Origin of the sequence: Synechococcus sp. WH 5701, from assembly GCF_000153045.1 — a bacterium.
GTDB lineage: Bacteria > Cyanobacteriota > Cyanobacteriia > PCC-6307 > Cyanobiaceae > Regnicoccus_A > Regnicoccus_A antarcticus.
In genome coordinates this window covers 1,437,360-1,452,653 of sequence record NZ_CH724159.1, presented here as the reverse complement: position 1 = coordinate 1,452,653, position 15,294 = coordinate 1,437,360, and the positions used below count along the sequence as shown (strand labels likewise).

24 protein-coding genes are annotated in these 15,294 nt (G+C 57.4%); 22 read left to right on the top strand and 2 right to left on the bottom strand.

Annotated elements, in window-relative coordinates:
- Window positions 1-50 precede the first annotated feature (50 nt).
- The 5 genes from WH5701_RS17185 to WH5701_RS08245 all read left to right on the top strand — a co-directional run bounded on the left by WH5701_RS17185 (window position 51) and on the right by WH5701_RS08245 (window position 2,024).
- A complete protein-coding gene (locus WH5701_RS17185; RefSeq protein ID WP_156776610.1) occupies window positions 51-209 on the top strand; it encodes a hypothetical protein in 159 nt (52 codons plus the stop codon).
- A gap of 55 nt (window positions 210-264) precedes the next feature.
- Complete coding sequence (locus tag WH5701_RS08260; protein WP_037979825.1) at window positions 265-684, top strand: type II toxin-antitoxin system VapC family toxin; 420 nt, start codon at window positions 265-267, stop codon at window positions 682-684.
- A gap of 178 nt (window positions 685-862) precedes the next feature.
- Entirely contained in the window at window positions 863-1,084 is a 222-nt protein-coding gene (locus WH5701_RS08255) for a ribbon-helix-helix domain-containing protein (protein WP_006171741.1), read from the top strand.
- Window positions 1,084-1,269, top strand: a complete 186-nt coding sequence (locus WH5701_RS08250) for a PIN domain-containing protein (protein ID WP_006171740.1) — start codon at window positions 1,084-1,086, stop codon at window positions 1,267-1,269. Before WH5701_RS08255 ends, WH5701_RS08250 begins: the two co-directional genes overlap by 1 nt.
- A gap of 110 nt (window positions 1,270-1,379) precedes the next feature.
- Window positions 1,380-2,024 (top strand): Uma2 family endonuclease, encoded by a 645-nt coding sequence (locus WH5701_RS08245; RefSeq protein WP_006171739.1) that lies wholly within the window; start codon window positions 1,380-1,382, stop codon window positions 2,022-2,024.
- Window positions 2,025-2,041: 17 nt separating this feature from the next.
- On the opposite strand, the gene WH5701_RS08240 is transcribed toward WH5701_RS08245, so the two are convergent.
- Complete coding sequence (locus tag WH5701_RS08240; protein ID WP_006171738.1) at window positions 2,042-2,386, bottom strand: nucleotidyltransferase domain-containing protein; 345 nt, start codon at window positions 2,384-2,386, stop codon at window positions 2,042-2,044.
- Window positions 2,383-2,808, bottom strand: a complete 426-nt coding sequence (locus WH5701_RS08235; RefSeq protein ID WP_006171737.1) for a nucleotidyltransferase substrate binding protein — start codon at window positions 2,806-2,808, stop codon at window positions 2,383-2,385. The genes WH5701_RS08240 and WH5701_RS08235 overlap by 4 nt, the downstream gene beginning before the upstream one ends.
- Window positions 2,809-2,879: 71 nt before the next feature.
- Here WH5701_RS08235 and WH5701_RS17670 point away from each other — a divergent pair, with 71 nt between their 5' ends.
- The 17 genes from WH5701_RS17670 (at window position 2,880) to WH5701_RS17655 (ending at window position 14,900) form a co-directional block, all read left to right on the top strand.
- Window positions 2,880-3,041 carry a hypothetical protein gene (locus tag WH5701_RS17670; protein ID WP_156776609.1) on the top strand — a complete coding sequence of 54 codons (162 nt, stop codon included), beginning with the start codon at window positions 2,880-2,882 and terminating at the stop codon, window positions 3,039-3,041.
- Window positions 3,038-3,439, top strand: coding sequence for a HEPN domain-containing protein (locus tag WH5701_RS08230; RefSeq protein WP_006171735.1), 402 nt, complete (start codon window positions 3,038-3,040; stop codon window positions 3,437-3,439). Before WH5701_RS17670 ends, WH5701_RS08230 begins: the two co-directional genes overlap by 4 nt.
- Complete coding sequence (locus WH5701_RS08225) at window positions 3,402-3,755, top strand: nucleotidyltransferase domain-containing protein (protein WP_232201856.1); 354 nt, start codon at window positions 3,402-3,404, stop codon at window positions 3,753-3,755. Before WH5701_RS08230 ends, WH5701_RS08225 begins: the two co-directional genes overlap by 38 nt.
- Window positions 3,733-4,086, top strand: a complete 354-nt coding sequence (locus tag WH5701_RS08220; protein WP_006171733.1) for a hypothetical protein — start codon at window positions 3,733-3,735, stop codon at window positions 4,084-4,086. The genes WH5701_RS08225 and WH5701_RS08220 overlap by 23 nt, the downstream gene beginning before the upstream one ends.
- Before the next feature lie 4 nt (window positions 4,087-4,090).
- A complete protein-coding gene (locus WH5701_RS15750; protein ID WP_232201809.1) occupies window positions 4,091-4,345 on the top strand; it encodes a type II toxin-antitoxin system Phd/YefM family antitoxin in 255 nt (84 codons plus the stop codon).
- A gap of 20 nt (window positions 4,346-4,365) precedes the next feature.
- A complete protein-coding gene (locus WH5701_RS08210; protein ID WP_006171731.1) occupies window positions 4,366-4,806 on the top strand; it encodes a type II toxin-antitoxin system VapC family toxin in 441 nt (146 codons plus the stop codon).
- A gap of 690 nt (window positions 4,807-5,496) precedes the next feature.
- Window positions 5,497-7,365, top strand: coding sequence for an ABC transporter ATP-binding protein (locus WH5701_RS08205; protein WP_006171729.1), 1,869 nt, complete (start codon window positions 5,497-5,499; stop codon window positions 7,363-7,365).
- A gap of 46 nt (window positions 7,366-7,411) precedes the next feature.
- Window positions 7,412-7,648, top strand: coding sequence for a type II toxin-antitoxin system Phd/YefM family antitoxin (locus WH5701_RS08200; RefSeq protein WP_006171728.1), 237 nt, complete (start codon window positions 7,412-7,414; stop codon window positions 7,646-7,648).
- Window positions 7,648-8,022, top strand: a complete 375-nt coding sequence (locus WH5701_RS08195; protein WP_006171727.1) for a type II toxin-antitoxin system VapC family toxin — start codon at window positions 7,648-7,650, stop codon at window positions 8,020-8,022. Before WH5701_RS08200 ends, WH5701_RS08195 begins: the two co-directional genes overlap by 1 nt.
- The gene (locus WH5701_RS08190) at window positions 7,989-8,429 is read left to right on the top strand and encodes an ATP-binding cassette domain-containing protein (protein ID WP_006171726.1); all 441 of its coding nucleotides are present in this window, start codon (window positions 7,989-7,991) and stop codon (window positions 8,427-8,429) included. The genes WH5701_RS08195 and WH5701_RS08190 overlap by 34 nt, the downstream gene beginning before the upstream one ends.
- 272 nt (window positions 8,430-8,701) lie before the next feature.
- The gene (locus WH5701_RS17665; protein WP_156776607.1) at window positions 8,702-9,322 is read left to right on the top strand and encodes a hypothetical protein; all 621 of its coding nucleotides are present in this window, start codon (window positions 8,702-8,704) and stop codon (window positions 9,320-9,322) included.
- Window positions 9,323-10,357 carry an IS5 family transposase gene (locus WH5701_RS08185; protein ID WP_006170455.1) on the top strand — a complete coding sequence of 345 codons (1,035 nt, stop codon included), beginning with the start codon at window positions 9,323-9,325 and terminating at the stop codon, window positions 10,355-10,357.
- 76 nt (window positions 10,358-10,433) lie between these two features.
- Window positions 10,434-10,946 (top strand): hypothetical protein, encoded by a 513-nt coding sequence (locus tag WH5701_RS17660; protein ID WP_156776606.1) that lies wholly within the window; start codon window positions 10,434-10,436, stop codon window positions 10,944-10,946.
- A gap of 346 nt (window positions 10,947-11,292) precedes the next feature.
- Window positions 11,293-11,724, top strand: coding sequence for a hypothetical protein (locus WH5701_RS08180; RefSeq protein ID WP_006171725.1), 432 nt, complete (start codon window positions 11,293-11,295; stop codon window positions 11,722-11,724).
- A complete protein-coding gene (locus WH5701_RS08175) occupies window positions 11,721-12,467 on the top strand; it encodes a class I SAM-dependent methyltransferase (protein ID WP_037979821.1) in 747 nt (248 codons plus the stop codon). The genes WH5701_RS08180 and WH5701_RS08175 overlap by 4 nt, the downstream gene beginning before the upstream one ends.
- Window positions 12,464-13,591 carry a DegT/DnrJ/EryC1/StrS aminotransferase family protein gene (locus WH5701_RS08170; RefSeq protein ID WP_037979819.1) on the top strand — a complete coding sequence of 376 codons (1,128 nt, stop codon included), beginning with the start codon at window positions 12,464-12,466 and terminating at the stop codon, window positions 13,589-13,591. The genes WH5701_RS08175 and WH5701_RS08170 overlap by 4 nt, the downstream gene beginning before the upstream one ends.
- Window positions 13,592-14,063: 472 nt before the next feature.
- Window positions 14,064-14,900, top strand: a complete 837-nt coding sequence (locus WH5701_RS17655; protein WP_156776605.1) for a hypothetical protein — start codon at window positions 14,064-14,066, stop codon at window positions 14,898-14,900.
- The last annotated feature ends 394 nt before the right edge of the window (window positions 14,901-15,294 follow it).

The following is a 15,294-nucleotide window of genomic DNA, read 5'->3' as shown; positions in this document are numbered from 1 at the left end:
ATTGGCCGCGATACTGATAGCGTGATAGCAGATTGGCCTGGGATGGCTTGATGGCGCAGTTGCTGGTTCGCAATCTGGATGTGTCGGTGAAGGAGGCGCTGCGACGTCGGGCTCAGCGTCATGGTCGCAGCATGGAGGAGGAGGCCCGCCTGCCGAAGGTCCAGGGCTGGGGTCACAGATGGCGGCACTGTTTGCCGGCGCAGGGCTGAATGAGCCCATTGGCGAGTGGCAGGGTCAGGAGGCTGCACCGGCAGCAGTGGGCTCGTGATTCTGTTGGACACCAATGTGATCTCGGCGGTGATGCAGAACCAGCCAGACCCTGCGGTGGTGTGCTGGTTGGATGACCAGTCCGCCCAGGAGGTGTGGCTGCCGAGTGTGGTGGTGTTTAAGTTGCGCTATGGAGTGGCAATCCTGCCTGCTGGCCAGCGCCGCCGCTCCCTGCAGCAGGGGCTTGATCAGTTGCTGGAGCAGCTTGTGCAGGATCGAATCGCCCCCCCGGATGGCCTCGCGGCCCATAGGGCCGCGGTATTGGCCGCCGAGCGCAAGGCCAAGGGACGCTCAGTCGATCTGCGTGACACCCTGATTGCTGGCATTGCCTTGGCCCGTGGCGCACAGCTGGCCACCCGCAACACACGCCATTTCAGCGACACCACCATCGGACTGATCAATCCATTCCCCGATTGAGCCATCTGCTGCGGAGGCAGCATGACCCTCGCTGCAACCTCTGCGGTCACCCCAGCAATGGCCAGTTGATCAGAGCGAAGGCTTCTGAGGGATGTCCATCTGCCTGGCCTGGATTTCGACATGGGCCGTGCGATAACGTCATCTGATCACGTCATCACATGGTCGAGCGAGGTCTGGCGTGCGAACGATCGTCGACTTGCCTGAGCCTGAGCGCGAGCAATTGGATGCGCAGTGCCGGCAGCTCGGCATTTCAAGGGCGGCAGCCCTGCGGGAGGCGTTGCGGCTGTGGCTGAAGCAACAACACCCCAGACACGAGAAGGTCTTTGGCCTCTGGAAAGACCGACCTGCTGACGCACTGGTGCTGCAGGAGGCGTTTCGGCAGGAGTGGAGCCATCACTGATGCTCTTGCTCGACACCAACATCCTGATTGATGTACTGCGCGGCGAGAAGGCCAGCCTGGAGTGGCTGGATCAACAGCAGCGACCGGCGATCAGTGAGATCACCTGGATTGAGGTGCTGGTGGGCTGCAATGTTCGGGATTTCCCCTCGACGCTTGAGAACGTGCTTCATCCCTATGCCCTTTGACGGGGGAGATTGATCAGATCCTGTCGGCACTGACCAGCGTGATCTCGATAGCCGTGGACGGTCGCCAGGGCCTGATCCATCTATCGTTGCTTTGATGACGTCAATGCGTCATGACCCTGGTTCACGTTCCACCCCTTGCCGATGAGCTGGCTCCGCTGCTGCTGCCGGAGCAGCTGCAGCTCACGCCAGAGCAGTTCGAGCTGGTGTGTGCTGCCAATCCTGAGGCGGTGCTGGAGCTCGACGCCGACGGCCAGCTGATCAGCATGACCCCCACCGGCGGCGAGACCAGCAGCCGCAACAGTGAGCTGCTGTTCCAGCTGCAACGCTTTGCCAGAAGCGCTGGAGGCTGGAAGGTCTTCGACAGCTCAGGAGGCTTCCGCCTTGCCGACGGCTCCGTGCTCAGCCCGGACGCCTCCCTGGTGCGCCTGGATCGCTGGCAGGCGCTCACCGCCGAGCAACGCCGCGGCTTCCCGCCTCTCTGCCCCGACCTGGTGGTGGAACTGGCCAGCCCCAGCGATCAGGGCCCGCGTGGCGTCAGAGCCCTGAGCCGCAAGATGGCCCTCTACAAGGCCAACGGCGCCGCCCTGGGCTGGTTGTTGCTGCCGGAAGAGCAGGCGGTGGAGATCTGGCCTGGCCGTGAGGCTCAAGGTGTTGATCTGCCGGAACCCCAGCGTCTGGAGGGCGCCACTGAGCTCGATGGCGGCGACGTGCTGCCTGGTTTGAAGCTGGATCTGAGCGAGATCTGGCAGGGCTGAGATGACCTGATGCCATATCAGCTCGCCCCTGGCTGCTCCCACAGCACCACCCCTGCCCTGGCGATGTGCTTCAGCAGGGTGGGGTGGTCGATCAGATGCTGGAGCTGCAGATCGATCCGCCAGGGCAGGAGCAGATCATCAAGCTCGGCGCCGAGCAGCAGCACCTCGCCCAGGTCCAGGGCCGGGGCCTCCAGGCACAGGTCGATGTCGGATCCGGAGCGATACCGGCCCAGCGCCCGCGATCCGTAGAGAGTCACCCGCAGCACCTCTGGATCTCGGCGAATCCTCTCCAGCACCTGGGTCGTGACCTCAGCCGGGAGGCCAGGGATGCCGGTTTTGATCGGTTCTGTGGAGGCTGTCAACGCTGCCTGGCCCGCTCCGCCATCTCATCATGCAGAGCCTGCAGCTCCGGCCCGTACTTCTCCAGGATCAGGCCTGCGATCTCGTGGGCCAGGGAGGGGTTGTAGGTGTGGCTGGTGAGATTGCGGGTGCGGATCATCGCCATCCAGACACCTTCGCTGCCCGGGCTGAGCAGATCCCTCACCACGGCCTCCCGCACGGCATCCCGCGAACCGCTGATCCCACTCACGCCCTGATCCACCAGGAAATCCTTCAACAGCTGCCAGCTCAGTTCATGGGTGAATTCGAAGGCCTGAATCAACCCCTGCTCCTCCAGCTCGCTCAGAGGGCGTGAGCGGGCCGTGGCGATGGCCCTCTGCAGGGTGGCGAGGGCGCGGCCGTAGTTGTCCAGCCGTTGCAGCCAGCGCACATCCGCTTCCGCCATGGCTGCAGCCGTCCTAATCATCCGAGTGAGTCTGGCCGACGCGCCGCCGAACCGATGGCGATGACACGTTGGTGGGGGAGCGGGGCTACCGGCTGGTTCAGCAGGCGATCGAGCAGTTCGAGCGGCAGCACACGGTGCTGGTGATCGCCCACCGGATGAACACGATCGTGAACGCCGATCAGATCCTGGTGCTGGAGCGGCGCCGAGCCAGGACAGTCACACTACTGCCATGAACCGTTCCGCCGACTGGCTGCACCAGGCGCACGCCGATCTCGACCAGGCCATGGTGAGTGCTGGGGCCGGGCACCATGAGTGGGCTTGTTTCGCTTGCCACCAGGCGGTGGAGAAGGCCCTCAAGGCCCTGCACCTCAGCCTCGGCCAGCAGGTGTGGGGGCATGGCCTGGGACGATCGTTCCGCGATCTGCCTGAGGCCGTTGCCGCCCAGCTGGGGGCGACGGTGACGGACCTGGAGGATCGCTTGCGCATCCTCGATGCCCTCTACATCCCCACTCGCTATCCCGATAGCCTGCCGGATGGTGCCCCCACCGACCATTTCGGCCGTCTGCAGAGCGACGACGCCCTTTGCCATGCCCGTGCGCTTGTTGACGCAATCGGTGGTGCGCTGGCCTGAGCCCGAGCAGGTTCTGCGCGAGGTGCGCGACTGGGCGCAGGAGCAGGCCGGCCGCGTTCCGTCCCTGGAGCGGGTGGCGGTGTTCGGCAGCTATGGCCGAGGGAGCGCCGGCGTGGGCAGCGACCTCGACCTGCTGCTGATCGACGCCGCTGCCAGCGGGCCCCAACAGCAGCGGCTGCGGCACTGGCCCCTGGAGCTGCTGCCGCTCAGCTGCGATGCGCTTGTGCTCACCCCCAGCGAGCACGAAGCGCTGATGGCGGCCGGATCCCGCTTCGCCGTTGAGCTGGAGCGTGATGCCCGCTGGCTGTGGCCATGACCATCGCACTGGCACACTCCAGCAGCGCCAGGCGCTCTTGATGGCGGTGCTCGCGCCGATCAGTGGGCTGATGCCGCTGCTGGCCATCGCCGTGATCGCCATCGTGAGCGTGCTGACCTTCGGAACCCGCGCCTCAGGAGTGCTGCCCAGCCTGGTGGTGTTCGTGCTGGCACTGCGGGGGCCACCATGGCGAGCTGCTCGAGCGTGGTGGGCACTATGCGGGGTTGTGGGGGCAACAGGCCAGCCATGGTGCCCCAAGTCAGCAAGCGTCCCTGACCCAGCCTGTCTGATCCTGCTCAGCGGAAAAGCTAAGTTTCTGATGACCAATTGACCTGATGACCATGCGTACGGTTGGATTGGCTGAGGCCAAGGCCCAGCTTTCAGCGCTGCTGGATGCCGTTGAAGCGGGTGATGAGGTGGTCATCACCCGACGCGGCCACGCTGTGGCGCGGCTGGTGCGGGAGGCCCAAGGGCCCCAACCGAAGGCAGCCATCTCCTGGCCGCAGCGGCTGCAGCGCTTCCATGCGGGGCAGTCCGAACTTGCCTGCAGTTCGGTGGCCTTGGTGCGCGAGTTGCGGGAGAAGGGCTGAGCCAAAATGTGTAGCCAGCAGTGAACGATGCTCCGTTCTATGTCGACAGTTGCGTGGTGCTGTCGTTGTTTCTCGGAGACAGCGGTTATGGCGCAGCCGAGCAGTGGCTCTTCAACCAGGGTGATCAGCCCCTCTGGGTGAGCCATTGGGTGTTGCTGGAGTTTGCCGGTGTGGTGGCGCTGTGCCTGCGGCGAAGCGCTCTCACGACCCAGCGTGCCCTGGCCATTCAATCCGAATTCGAGTGTTTCCGGCAGGAACGGCTGAGCTTGCTGGAGCCGCGCGGCGGCGACTATCTCCAGGCACGCCAATGGTTGGAGCAGCAAGAGGGGCCGCCGCTGCGCAGTGGTGATGCCCTGCATCTGGCACTGGCCAAGCGCCACAACCTAGCCATCGCCAGCGCTGACCAAGGTCTGACCCGGGCGGCCGATGCGCTGAATCTTCCCTGCCAGTTGATCCGGTAGGGAGGTCCAGTGCGAGATCATGTTTTTGACATTTTCGTGCTGACATTTTCTTGAAGTCAGCCTCGGTTCAGGCCACGGTTCGTCTGCCCGATTGGGTGCTCGCTGCGGATTAAGCGTTCGATCGATGCATCAGCGCTGCTTCAGCTGTTTCTGGCGATGTGCTCCAGCAGGGTGGGGTGATCGATCAGATGCTGGAGTTGCAGATCGATCCGCAAGGGCAGGAGTAGATCATCCAGCTCGGCGCCGAGCGGCAGCAGCTCGCCCAGGCCCAGGGCCGGGGCCTCCAGTCACAGGTCGATGTCGGATCCGGAGCGATACCGGCCCAGCATCTGGGTCGTGACCTCAGCCGGGAGGCCAGGGATGCCGGTCTCGATCGGGTCTGTGGATGCTGTCAACGCTGCCTGGCCCGCTCCGCCATCTCATCATGCAGAGCCTGCAGCTCCAGCCCATACGTTCAACAGCTGCCAGCTGAGTTCATGGGTGAATTCGATGGCTTGAATCAAGCCCTGCTCCTCCAGCTCGCTCAGAGGGCGCGGCCGTAGTTGTCCAGGCGTTGCAGCCAGCGCACATCCGCTTCCGCCATGCCTTGAGCAGTCCCAATTACCAGAATGAGTCTGGCCCACGCCACTGCAGCGCAACCCCGTCATCACCTCCATCACTGTCACCCCACCTGTTGAGCCGAACCCCAGCGTGATTCCTCGTTTCCCCTCCAAGCTGCTGCAACGGCTGCTCGAGCCGCTGAGGGGGCCGGAGCCCGCGGCGGTGCTGATCCGCTCCACGGCCCGATCCCAGTGGCGGTATCTGGCCCTGAACCTGGGCACGAACCTGCTGCAGGCGATCAGCGAAGGCGGCACCCTGGCGCTGATCTTTCTGGCGGTGGAGGCCCTTGGCAAGGCCGAGGAGAGCAGCTGGCGCACGAACCCGCTGGTGGGCCGGATCCCGGCCCTGGCGGATGCCCTGCCGGGGCCTGTGCTGTTCCTGGTGCTGCTGGGTGGAGCGGTGGCGCTGCAGGTGCTGCAGAGCCTGGCGCAGTATCTCAATGGGCTCAGTGTGGGCTGGTTCGCGGCCCGCTGCCGGGCCCGGATCACCAGCCTGATTCACGGCCAGATCCTCAGCTTCAGCTTTCCCTGTGCGTCGTCGTACCGGGTGGGTGATCTGCTCGATCAGGCGGGCCAGGGGCCGGAGGCGATCCGCATCGGAATCGAAATCCTCAACGGGCTGCTGCTGAATGGGCTGCTGATCGCGGCTTATCTGCTGATCCTGTTGGGCATCTCCCCCTGGCTGCTGCTGGTGGCGGTGGTGATGGCCCTGGCGGTGTCGGGCCTGCAGCGCAGCCTGCTGCCGGCGATTCGCCGCCAGGCACAACTGGTGAACGACTCCATGGTGGCGATCGCGACCCGCTCGACGGAGGACATCCAGGGTCTGCGGCTGCTGCACAGCAGTGGTCAGCTGGATGTGGCCGACCAGGCCTTTCAACGGCGGATGGGGGTGCTGGAGCGCAGCCTGTGCCGCCAGAATCTGTTCAACAATGTGGTGGGACCGGTGAGCGGTCTGCTGCCGGTGCTGGCCCTGGCGGTGGTGGCCGTCTCCGCGGTGCTGCTGTTCGGCGCTCGCAGCACGGGCATCCTGCCCAGCCTGATCACCTTCATGCTAGCGCTGCAGCGCCTGAACTCGCGCCTGGCCGGTTATGCTGACTTGCTCGGGCAACAGGCCGTGAACAATGTGCGCCTGCGGCGCCTGAATGGCCTGTTGAGCCGTGACGACAAAAGCTTCCGGCGGCGGGGTGGGGTCCCCTTCCAGGGCCTCGAGCGGGAGGTGCGCTTCCAGGGGGTGTCGTTGCGGTATGGCCCCGAGGGGGCGGACGCCTTGCGCGGGGTGGACCTGGTGCTGCCCAGGGGAGATACGGTAGCTATAGTGGGGCCCAGCGGGGCGGGCAAGAGTTCGATCGCTGATCTGCTGGTTGGCCTGTACGCCCCCAGCCGTGGGCGGATCCTGGTGGACGGCCGCGACCTGCAGAGCATCGATCTGCCCAGCTGGCAGCAGCGGCTGGGGGTGGTGAGCCAGGATACATTCCTGTTCAACGCCTCCCTGGTGGAGAACATCGCCTTTGGCTGCGGCTGGGCCACGCGGGCGGATGTGGAAGCGGCGGCGGCCCTTGCCCAGGCGGCGGGGTTCATCGAAGATCTGCCGGAGGGCTACGACACGCTGGTGGGGGAGCGGGGCTACCGACTGAGCGGAGGCCAGCGGCAGCGGATCAGCCTGGCGCGGGCGATCCTGCGCAACCCGGAGCTGCTGATCCTCGATGAGGCCACTAGCGCGCTGGATTCCCAGAGCGAGCGGCTGGTGCAGCAGGCGCTCGATCAGTTTGAGCGGCAGCTCACGGTGCTGGTGATCGCCCACCGGCTGAGCACGATCGTGAATGCCGATCGGATCCTGGTGATGGAGCGGGGTCGGATCGTGGAGCAGGGCCCCCACGCCGACCTGCTGGGGCAGGGCTGGGTGTATGCGGGACTGTGGCGGCAGCAGGCGGGCGGGACCGAGGCGGAGCTACGGGGGTGAGGGCCCAGAGTTCTGGCTAAGCTGGCCAGATATTTCCGGGGCTGACATGCAGATCAACATGCTGGAGGCCAAGAGCCAGCTCTCCAGGCTGGTGAAGGCAGCCCTAGCCGGCGAGGAAGTGATCATCGCCAGCCACGGCAAGGCCCAGGTGAAGCTGGTTCCATGCACTCCAGGCGCAGGGTTGCAGTGGCCTGGAGCCCTGGCTGGTCTCTCTTCGGGGGTGGTCGATGCGGCCTTCAGCGAGGCGGCTGACCAGGAGGTGGCCCAGCTGATGGGCGGCTGATGCGCCTCCTGCTCGACACGCAGATCATGCTGTGGTGGCTGCTGGATGATCCTCGTCTGCGGCCCGTTACAAGGGTTCTGATGACCGCAACGCCCTGTGTGGTGTCGGTGGCCAGTATCTGGGAGGTGGCGATCAAGCATCACCTGGGCAAGTTGCCTGTGGCACCGGCACTCTTTCGCGATCAGAGCCTTGCTGCCGGTGCCTCGATCCTGCCTGTGCTGGAGGGGCATGTGATCGAAACCGCTGAGCTTCCGCCGGTTCATGGTGATCCCTTTGATCGGCTGCTGATCGCCCAGGCTCGGCTGGAGGGGCTGATGGCCGTGTCCTCCGATGCCCATTGGTGTGGTTACGACTTGACTCTGCATCGCGTCTGAAGCCACCCTTCACGCCAGCACCACTTCCACCCGATCGCCAGCTGCCGGAGGGCTACGACACGCTGGAGGGCGAGCGGGGCTACCAGCTCAGCGGCGGTCAGCGGCAACGGATCTCCCTGGCGCGGGCCATCTTGCGCAAACCGGAACTGCTGATCCTGGATGAAGCCACCAGTGCCCTCGACAGCCAAAGCGAGCACTTGGTACAGCAGGCGATCGAGCGTTTTGCGCGGAAACACACAGTGCTGGTGATCGCCCACCGGCCCAGCACAGTTGTGCATCCCGACCTGATTTGCGTGATGGACCAGGGACGGATTGTGGAACGGGGCCACCATGGCGAGTTGCTGGCAAGAGACGGCCTCTATGCAGACCTGTGGAAAAAGCAGGTCAGACATGATCATGGGCTCTAGAACTTGTCTTCTGCCTCTTTACCGGCTTGAGGCAAAGTGGGTCAATACTTTTTTCGCCGCTCCACAAGATCAGGTCATGGCTCGGCTGCCCGATAAACTTGGTATCGAGCTGGAAGCGGCGTTGCAGCCCTCATGGATCAAGCGTACCCCTTGCCGAACTCCTTGGCGAACTCAAGCACGAGGCAACAGGCCCGGTTTGTTCCGCAGGATGGCCTTTAGGATCATCGGTGAATGCTCCAGGGCCATTTCGATCAGTGGATAGCTAATTGTGGTTGCACGCCATCATCGCGGTAGGGGGGAATGTTGGTGCTACCGAGAAGGTAACGACGCTGGCCCAAATTCCACGGCAACTTAGGAATGCCCAGAAGGGATGTGTTGCTTTAATCCTTATGAATAATCACAGCAAGAATGTGGTCACAGTCAAGTCATTTCTAAGATCAATCACACCGCCAATTCTTTGGCAGATGGGGCACCATCTTAAGCACCGAACATCCATTCTAAATTCGAAAAGAAATGATCTCAGAGTAGTGAGCTGGGAAGGCCCATTCTCCTCATGGAAAGAAGCAGAGCTGCGCGCAGGTGATGGCTGGAACTCCCCAGCGATTACACAAAAGACACTGGAGTCGGCGCTTCAAATCAGAGATGGGCATACTGGGTTTGAACAAGACGGTGTCGTAAGATCTAGGATTGTTTATTCGAAGACAATACTTGCATTTTTGCTCCTGGCTTTCTCCAATCAAGAAACCCAGCTAAACTTAATTGATTTTGGCGGTGGTTTTGGGACTCATTATTACCAAAATCGCAAATTACTTAAGGGCACCTCGAAAAATCTACGTCGCTCCCTGACAGCCTATGAAATATGCAATAGAATTGGTTCAGTTCAACACAGCTGAATGGGACAGCGTGGATTCTGGGATGAGGAGAAGCGCATCCACAGGCTTCAGCAGAAGAAGCCCACGTTAGCGACCCTGTCCGAGACGATTCCCTGGGATGCCTTCAGGCCACTGCTGGAGCAGGGTTACAGCCATGAACGCAAGAGCAATGCTGGCCGTAAGCGGATTGATCCGATCATCCTCTTCAAGATGCTGGTGCTGCAGCAGCTGTTCAACCTCAGTGATGAGGAGCTGGAATTTCAGGTCAACGACAGACGCTCATTCGAGGAGTTTGTCGGACTGGGAGTGATGAACACCATTCCCGATGCCACCACTATTGCCTTCTTCCGCGAGCGGCTCCGCAAGGCGGGTGTTGTCGATGAGCTTTTTGAACGTTTTGAGGAGCACCTGCGGACCCATGGGCTGGAGGCCCGTGGTGGGCAGATCATCGATGCAACACTTGTCCCAGTTCCCAAACAGCGAAACTCAAGGGAGGAGAACAAGACCATCAAGGATGGAGCCATTCCAGAGAAGTGGTTGGACAAGCCAAACCGCTTGCGCCAGAAGGACACTGACGCTCGCTGGGTCAAGAAGAATGGCGTCAACCACTACGGCTACAAGAACAGCATCTGCATTGATGCCACTCACGGCTTCATTCGCAGATTTGCCATTACCCCAGCTAATATTCACGACAGCCAGATGCTTACGCAGGTGCTAGACCCTGAAAATAGGGATGACTTTGTCTGGGCTGATTCTGGCTATGCAGGTGCTCAGTTTGAGGATCTCCTGGACCTGGGTGGTTTTGAGAGCCGAATTCATGAAAAGGGCTCACGCTGCCATCCCTTGAGCGAGGAGGCCAAGGAACGGAACAAGGTCCGATCAACTGTACGGGCCAGGGTTGAGCATGTCTTTGGTGCAATCACAACCTGCATGCGCGGCAAGCTGACAAGGCGGATTGGACTGGCCAGAACGAAAGCTTGGTGGGGACTGCGTAATCTGACTTACAACTTTCTTCGATACCTGCATTGCAACTCAAAGGCAATGCTGGCTGTCTGATCATTCGGCAACGGGATAATTATCCCGCATTTAAGTCATGAATGTCAGTCATCAGGCGGATCTGCACGTGCAGAGGATGAGCATTTTGCTTCTCAAGGCAGCCTGGGTAGTGGCAATATTTCGAGGTGCCCTTAAGGAGCTGGGAGGAAAACAAATCAAATGGAGGATAGTTGAGAGACCCATCTTTGCAACATTAGGCAATGAACATTTCAAGTCATCAGAACTCTTATTCTACTCTAGCCTTACTGAAGCACGGAACAGCTTCTCTCCCATGCCTTCAGCCATCCTATTCAGTGGCTCGTTGCAATGCATGAGTGATCCATTTGCAGTTCTTGGTGAAGCTGATTTCAGTGAGGCCAAGATTATAGCAATAGATCGATTGATGATTTCGCAAAGTTATCAACATGCGGTCTTCGTTCAGTACCCAGATCCAGAAATTTATTATGACGCAAAGTATCCTCTTTGGTGCCTCTCAAGAGACTCCATAGTTAACTTCCTGAATAACAGGGGATTCGCTCTAATTGAAGAGTTTCCGTCAGAGTCTAAGGGTATATTTCAGTGGATCGGGATGATCTTTATGAGAAACTGAGTAATCGCGCAAAGCCGTTCTGGGTATACAAGGACTCGTTGATGGCGCATTAGATAGTCTAATGAAATGCCGCCTGATGACTCAGCGCCACTGGCAGAGGCCGTGAAAATGATCAGTGATGTCAATATTTCCGCATATGAAGCGAAAGAGTCTGGAATCCAGCTTATCCCAAAGAAAGTCGTGCCGAGGGCCATAGTTTAACCGATGCAAAATAAAAACATATTCTCCAAGGCAAGCCACTTATAATGAAAGTCTTGCCTGCGGAAATTAGCAAGCTCCTGCATCTTGTAGCCTCTATCCTATCAGGAGTGTAATGCCAAATTCAAGTGAATTGCCACTTAGCGAAATGATCCAGGAATTCTACGATGGAAGCACTCTGCTCGCACTTATTCTTCGCGACAGCTATAAGGCCGAAGGGATTAAATTCTTTACGCCTAGTGATTTTTCCCAACAGCTAGGTTACATGAACCGGCCCCAAGGCTATGTCATTCCACCCCACGTCCACAACCCAGTTCCCCGTGAGGTGCAGTACACAAAAGAGGTGCTCTTCATCCGCTCAGGCAGAGTAAGAGTAGACTTTTACACTGATGCTCAAGAATATTTGCAATCCACTATACTAGAAAGTGGTGACATTATTTTGCTTGCCTATGGTGGGCATGGCTTTGAAATGCTTGAAGAAGCCGAGATGATTGAAGTGAAGCAAGGACCGTATGCAGGAGAACAAGACAAGACTCGTTTCCAAGGCATCCTGGCCAGCCAAGTGAGGCTCGAATCATGAGCAGCCCATTCGGCACAATTGGTCGCTATTACGACCTTTTCTACACCGACAAGGACTACGGGGCCGAGGTGGCATATCTCCATAGCCTGCTCCATAAGCATGGTATATCAGGAAAGAAATTGCTTGAGTTTGGCTGTGGCACAGGCCAGCATGCCTGCCTGCTGTCTAAAGAGGGATACGAAGTGCATGGTATTGAAAGAAGTACCAGCATGCTGAGCCGAGTGTCTGCAACACAGGGCTTTACCTATGAACACGGAGACATCACCAGCCTCCAAATAGGCAGGTGTTTTGATGCGGTGCTCTCACTCTTCCACGTCGTGAGCTACCAGATCAGCAACTCAGATGTGAGTGCTGTGTTTACCAATGCAGCTCGTCATCTCTCACCGGGTGGTCTCTTTGTTTTCGATGTCTGGTACAGCCCTGCCGTTGCAATGCAACGACCAACCGTTCGCATCAAACGACTGTCGGCTCATGACCTCTCCATCATCCGGATTGCTGAACCGGACATTCACACTAACGAAAACCGCGTGGATGTAAATTATACGGTGCTCGCTCAGAACATCAGGACAGGGAAACTGGAAACGATTACCGAAGTCCACCCGATGCGTCATTTCTCTCTTCCGGAACTCGACCTCCTTGCAGGATTTACTGGCTTTGAACGGCTCTCCGCGGAAGAATGGCTCACAGGTGCCGAACCATCTGAAGCCACCTGGGGACTTTGCCTTGTGCTTCGAAAAACATGAGCAATTTCATCCCCGTCAACGAACCGATAATTGGCGAACGTGAGAAAGAGCTTGTGCTCCAATGCCTAGAGACGGGCTGGATCTCATCAGAGGGTCCGTTTGTCGCTGAATTTGAAGAGAAGTTCAGCAGGCGAGTTGATCGTTGCCATGGGATCGCCTGTTCCAATGGCAGTGCTGCTCTTGATATCGCAGTAGCTGCTCTCAAGTTGGGACCTGGAGACGAGGTTATCCTGCCCACCTTTACGATTATCTCGTGTGCCGCCGCAGTCGTGCGGGCGGGAGCCACCCCAGTAGTGGTGGATTGTGATCCTCTTACATGGAACATGGTGCCCGATCAGGTGGCAGCCGCGATCACAAACCGAACGGCCGCCATCATGGTGGTACACATTTACGGACTGCCTGTGGATATGGATCCCATCCTGGCATTGGCTGAGCGGTATCAGCTTGCGATCATCGAGGATGCAGCGGAGATGATTGGTCAAACCTACAAGGGTAGGCCCTGCGGTTCGTTTGGGCATCTCAGCACCTTCAGCTTCTACCCAAACAAGCACATTACAACTGGTGAGGGTGGCATGGTCGTTACCAATGACCCAGCGCTTGCCGAACGTTGCCGCAGCTTACGCAATCTATGCTTTCAGAGCGAGCAACGCTTTGTGCATGAGGAGTTGGGATGGAACTATCGCCTTACCAATCTTCAGGCTGCTCTTGGCGTGGCACAGCTTGAGAGCTTGAGTCGAACTATCGAACGAAAGAGAAATGCCGGACTTAAATATGGTTCTCTTCTGAAGGATCTTGACGGAGAGATTCAGCGACCACTCGCGCAAACCGATTATGCAACTAATATCTATTGGGTGTATGGTATTGTACTTTGCGAAGAAAGGCAGTTCAATGCCAAGCAGATGATGACAGCTATTGGCGAAAAAGGCATAGGGACAAGGCCATTCTTTTGGCCATTGCATGAACAGCCAGTCTTCAAAAACATGGGACTATTCAAAGGAATTAGGCTGGGAACTGCCGAACGGATCGCCAGGCAGGGATTCTATATTCCTTCTGGCATATGCGTCACTGATTCTCAACAAGAGCTGGTTTCACGCGCTCTTCATTCTAGTTTAGAATACAGTTAAAGTGACGAGAGCAAAAAGCGTGATCGGTGGTTTTTATTTGAATACAAGATTCTATCTCAACAAGATATCTGAACTAATTCTTGCAAGCAAGGTTTCTTGGCATATCCTAAGGCTGCTTTATCATCGCATTGGAAATAGCAAGAAAGATTACTGCACCACAAGCTGTCAGGCAAGATATTTGGTTTTATGTTCTCGTCCATACAAAGGCGGAAGTGGCCTAATCTCTATGCCATTCGCATTTAACATTATTGCCGAACTGAAGAATGAAGGGTTTGTCGACCTATACATAAGAGAGCTACCTTGCCAAGAATATCAAGCATACGTAGACGAAAGACTAAGCTTGACTTACTTGCCAGACAACGTCATTAGCTCACCTACCAGACTCATGCTTTATTTTTCGAAGAAATTATTCACATCTAAACCCTATGACGCAGTCTTGAGCATGGGGCAAGTTGGCCTGTGCGCGAGCTTGATGGCATCCTTCGTGAATAAATGCAAGAAAATCATATTCAGTGACGAGTATCCTAGTTGTTGGCCAATCAACCAGTGGGCAAGCTACGAACGACAAGCTATAACTGAGGCAGATCTAATCGTGGTCCCCGATTCCAATAGGTTCTATGGACTTGCTAGGGAGGTGCCACTGAATACCTCTCATAAACACGTACAGAGCCTTAATTTAAGTGCTAAGATAAGGAGTGAATGCAATATTCCTCGCGAAAGATGGCACTCTCTGCTTGGAGTCCCCATTGGCGACAAGATTATTCTCTTCTTTGGGGGGATTGGATCTCATAACATGATAGATGAAATCCTAAAGACGTACGATAGCTGGCCGTTGGACTATCACTTGGTTATCCGTGGCAACTCCCCCTTCCAACGACCTTTCCTTGATAAACTTGTTAGTGCTCACTGCCAAAGAAAGCCTATATGCATTACTCATGAAATTGAACCCGAAAGTCTAGACCAACTAATCACTCAATCAAGTTGTACCTTGGCTCTCTATAGAGATACTGGCAAAAACATGACAGAAATGGGTTTGTCATCAGGAAAAATCCTCAGGAGCGTCTACCTGGGAACTCCAGTAATAACATCAGACTTTGATTCACTTAAATATGTTTCTTCTCACGGACTTGGTTTATGCATACCAACAACAGAAAGCTTAGTAGCTTCCATGCACTCCATTATTGGTAGTCAGCATGATTACCAGTACTCATGCCTTGCTTTTGCCAATAAGCATCTAGACATAAGCGGAAGCATCGTTCAGTGCCTGGATGCAGTTAAGAATGCACGACCAAGATGTGGCGGTGTCTGACTGCTTGACTCCAGCCAACTGGTGGATAAAATTCATAATGTTCTAAAAAGTCCAGGTGAATCAGCCTCTATCGCCAAGCGAGGAAAACTAAGCGTTCAGAATATGACCGCACAGAACAATGCCTTAGCCGTATTAGATATTCTTGATGAGTTTAGTCTAGTCGTCAAGTCTTGGCAACGGTGCGATAGCAGGTTTTCCTGAACTGTACTCATAATTAGTAAGGTAATCTATTTCAACGCTAGACTGTCAAGCATCTATTCAGATCGGAATAGCCAACGCATTCTGGATTGAATAATATCCGGCCTACTTCGGCAAAGTCTACGTAGGGAGCCCATTTTCTTATTGGAAAGTTTCTCCTGTCAATTTTGGCCGCGTTCACCACCAAAAGCCGAGG

Bases quoted from the DNA above. Each gene is read 5' to 3' on its own strand.
- WH5701_RS17185 (WP_156776610.1), top strand. From the start codon at position 51: ATGGCGCAGTTGCTGGTTCGCAATCTGGATGTGTCGGTGAAGGAGGCG.
- WH5701_RS08250 (WP_006171740.1), top strand. From the start codon at position 1,084: ATGCTCTTGCTCGACACCAACATCCTGATTGATGTACTGCGCGGCGAG.
- WH5701_RS08245 (WP_006171739.1), top strand. From the start codon at position 1,380: ATGACCCTGGTTCACGTTCCACCCCTTGCCGATGAGCTGGCTCCGCTG.
- WH5701_RS08235 (WP_006171737.1), bottom strand. From the start codon at position 2,808: ATGGCGGAAGCGGATGTGCGCTGGCTGCAACGGCTGGACAACTACGGC.
- WH5701_RS08230 (WP_006171735.1), top strand. From the start codon at position 3,038: ATGAACCGTTCCGCCGACTGGCTGCACCAGGCGCACGCCGATCTCGAC.
- WH5701_RS08220 (WP_006171733.1), top strand. From the start codon at position 3,733: ATGCCCGCTGGCTGTGGCCATGACCATCGCACTGGCACACTCCAGCAG.
- WH5701_RS15750 (WP_232201809.1), top strand. From the start codon at position 4,091: ATGACCATGCGTACGGTTGGATTGGCTGAGGCCAAGGCCCAGCTTTCA.
- WH5701_RS08200 (WP_006171728.1), top strand. From the start codon at position 7,412: ATGCAGATCAACATGCTGGAGGCCAAGAGCCAGCTCTCCAGGCTGGTG.
- WH5701_RS08195 (WP_006171727.1), top strand. From the start codon at position 7,648: ATGCGCCTCCTGCTCGACACGCAGATCATGCTGTGGTGGCTGCTGGAT.
- WH5701_RS08185 (WP_006170455.1), top strand. From the start codon at position 9,323: ATGGGACAGCGTGGATTCTGGGATGAGGAGAAGCGCATCCACAGGCTT.
- WH5701_RS17660 (WP_156776606.1), top strand. From the start codon at position 10,434: ATGAGCATTTTGCTTCTCAAGGCAGCCTGGGTAGTGGCAATATTTCGA.
- WH5701_RS08180 (WP_006171725.1), top strand. From the start codon at position 11,293: ATGATCCAGGAATTCTACGATGGAAGCACTCTGCTCGCACTTATTCTT.
- WH5701_RS08175 (WP_037979821.1), top strand. From the start codon at position 11,721: ATGAGCAGCCCATTCGGCACAATTGGTCGCTATTACGACCTTTTCTAC.
- WH5701_RS08170 (WP_037979819.1), top strand. From the start codon at position 12,464: ATGAGCAATTTCATCCCCGTCAACGAACCGATAATTGGCGAACGTGAG.
- WH5701_RS17655 (WP_156776605.1), top strand. From the start codon at position 14,064: ATGGCATCCTTCGTGAATAAATGCAAGAAAATCATATTCAGTGACGAG.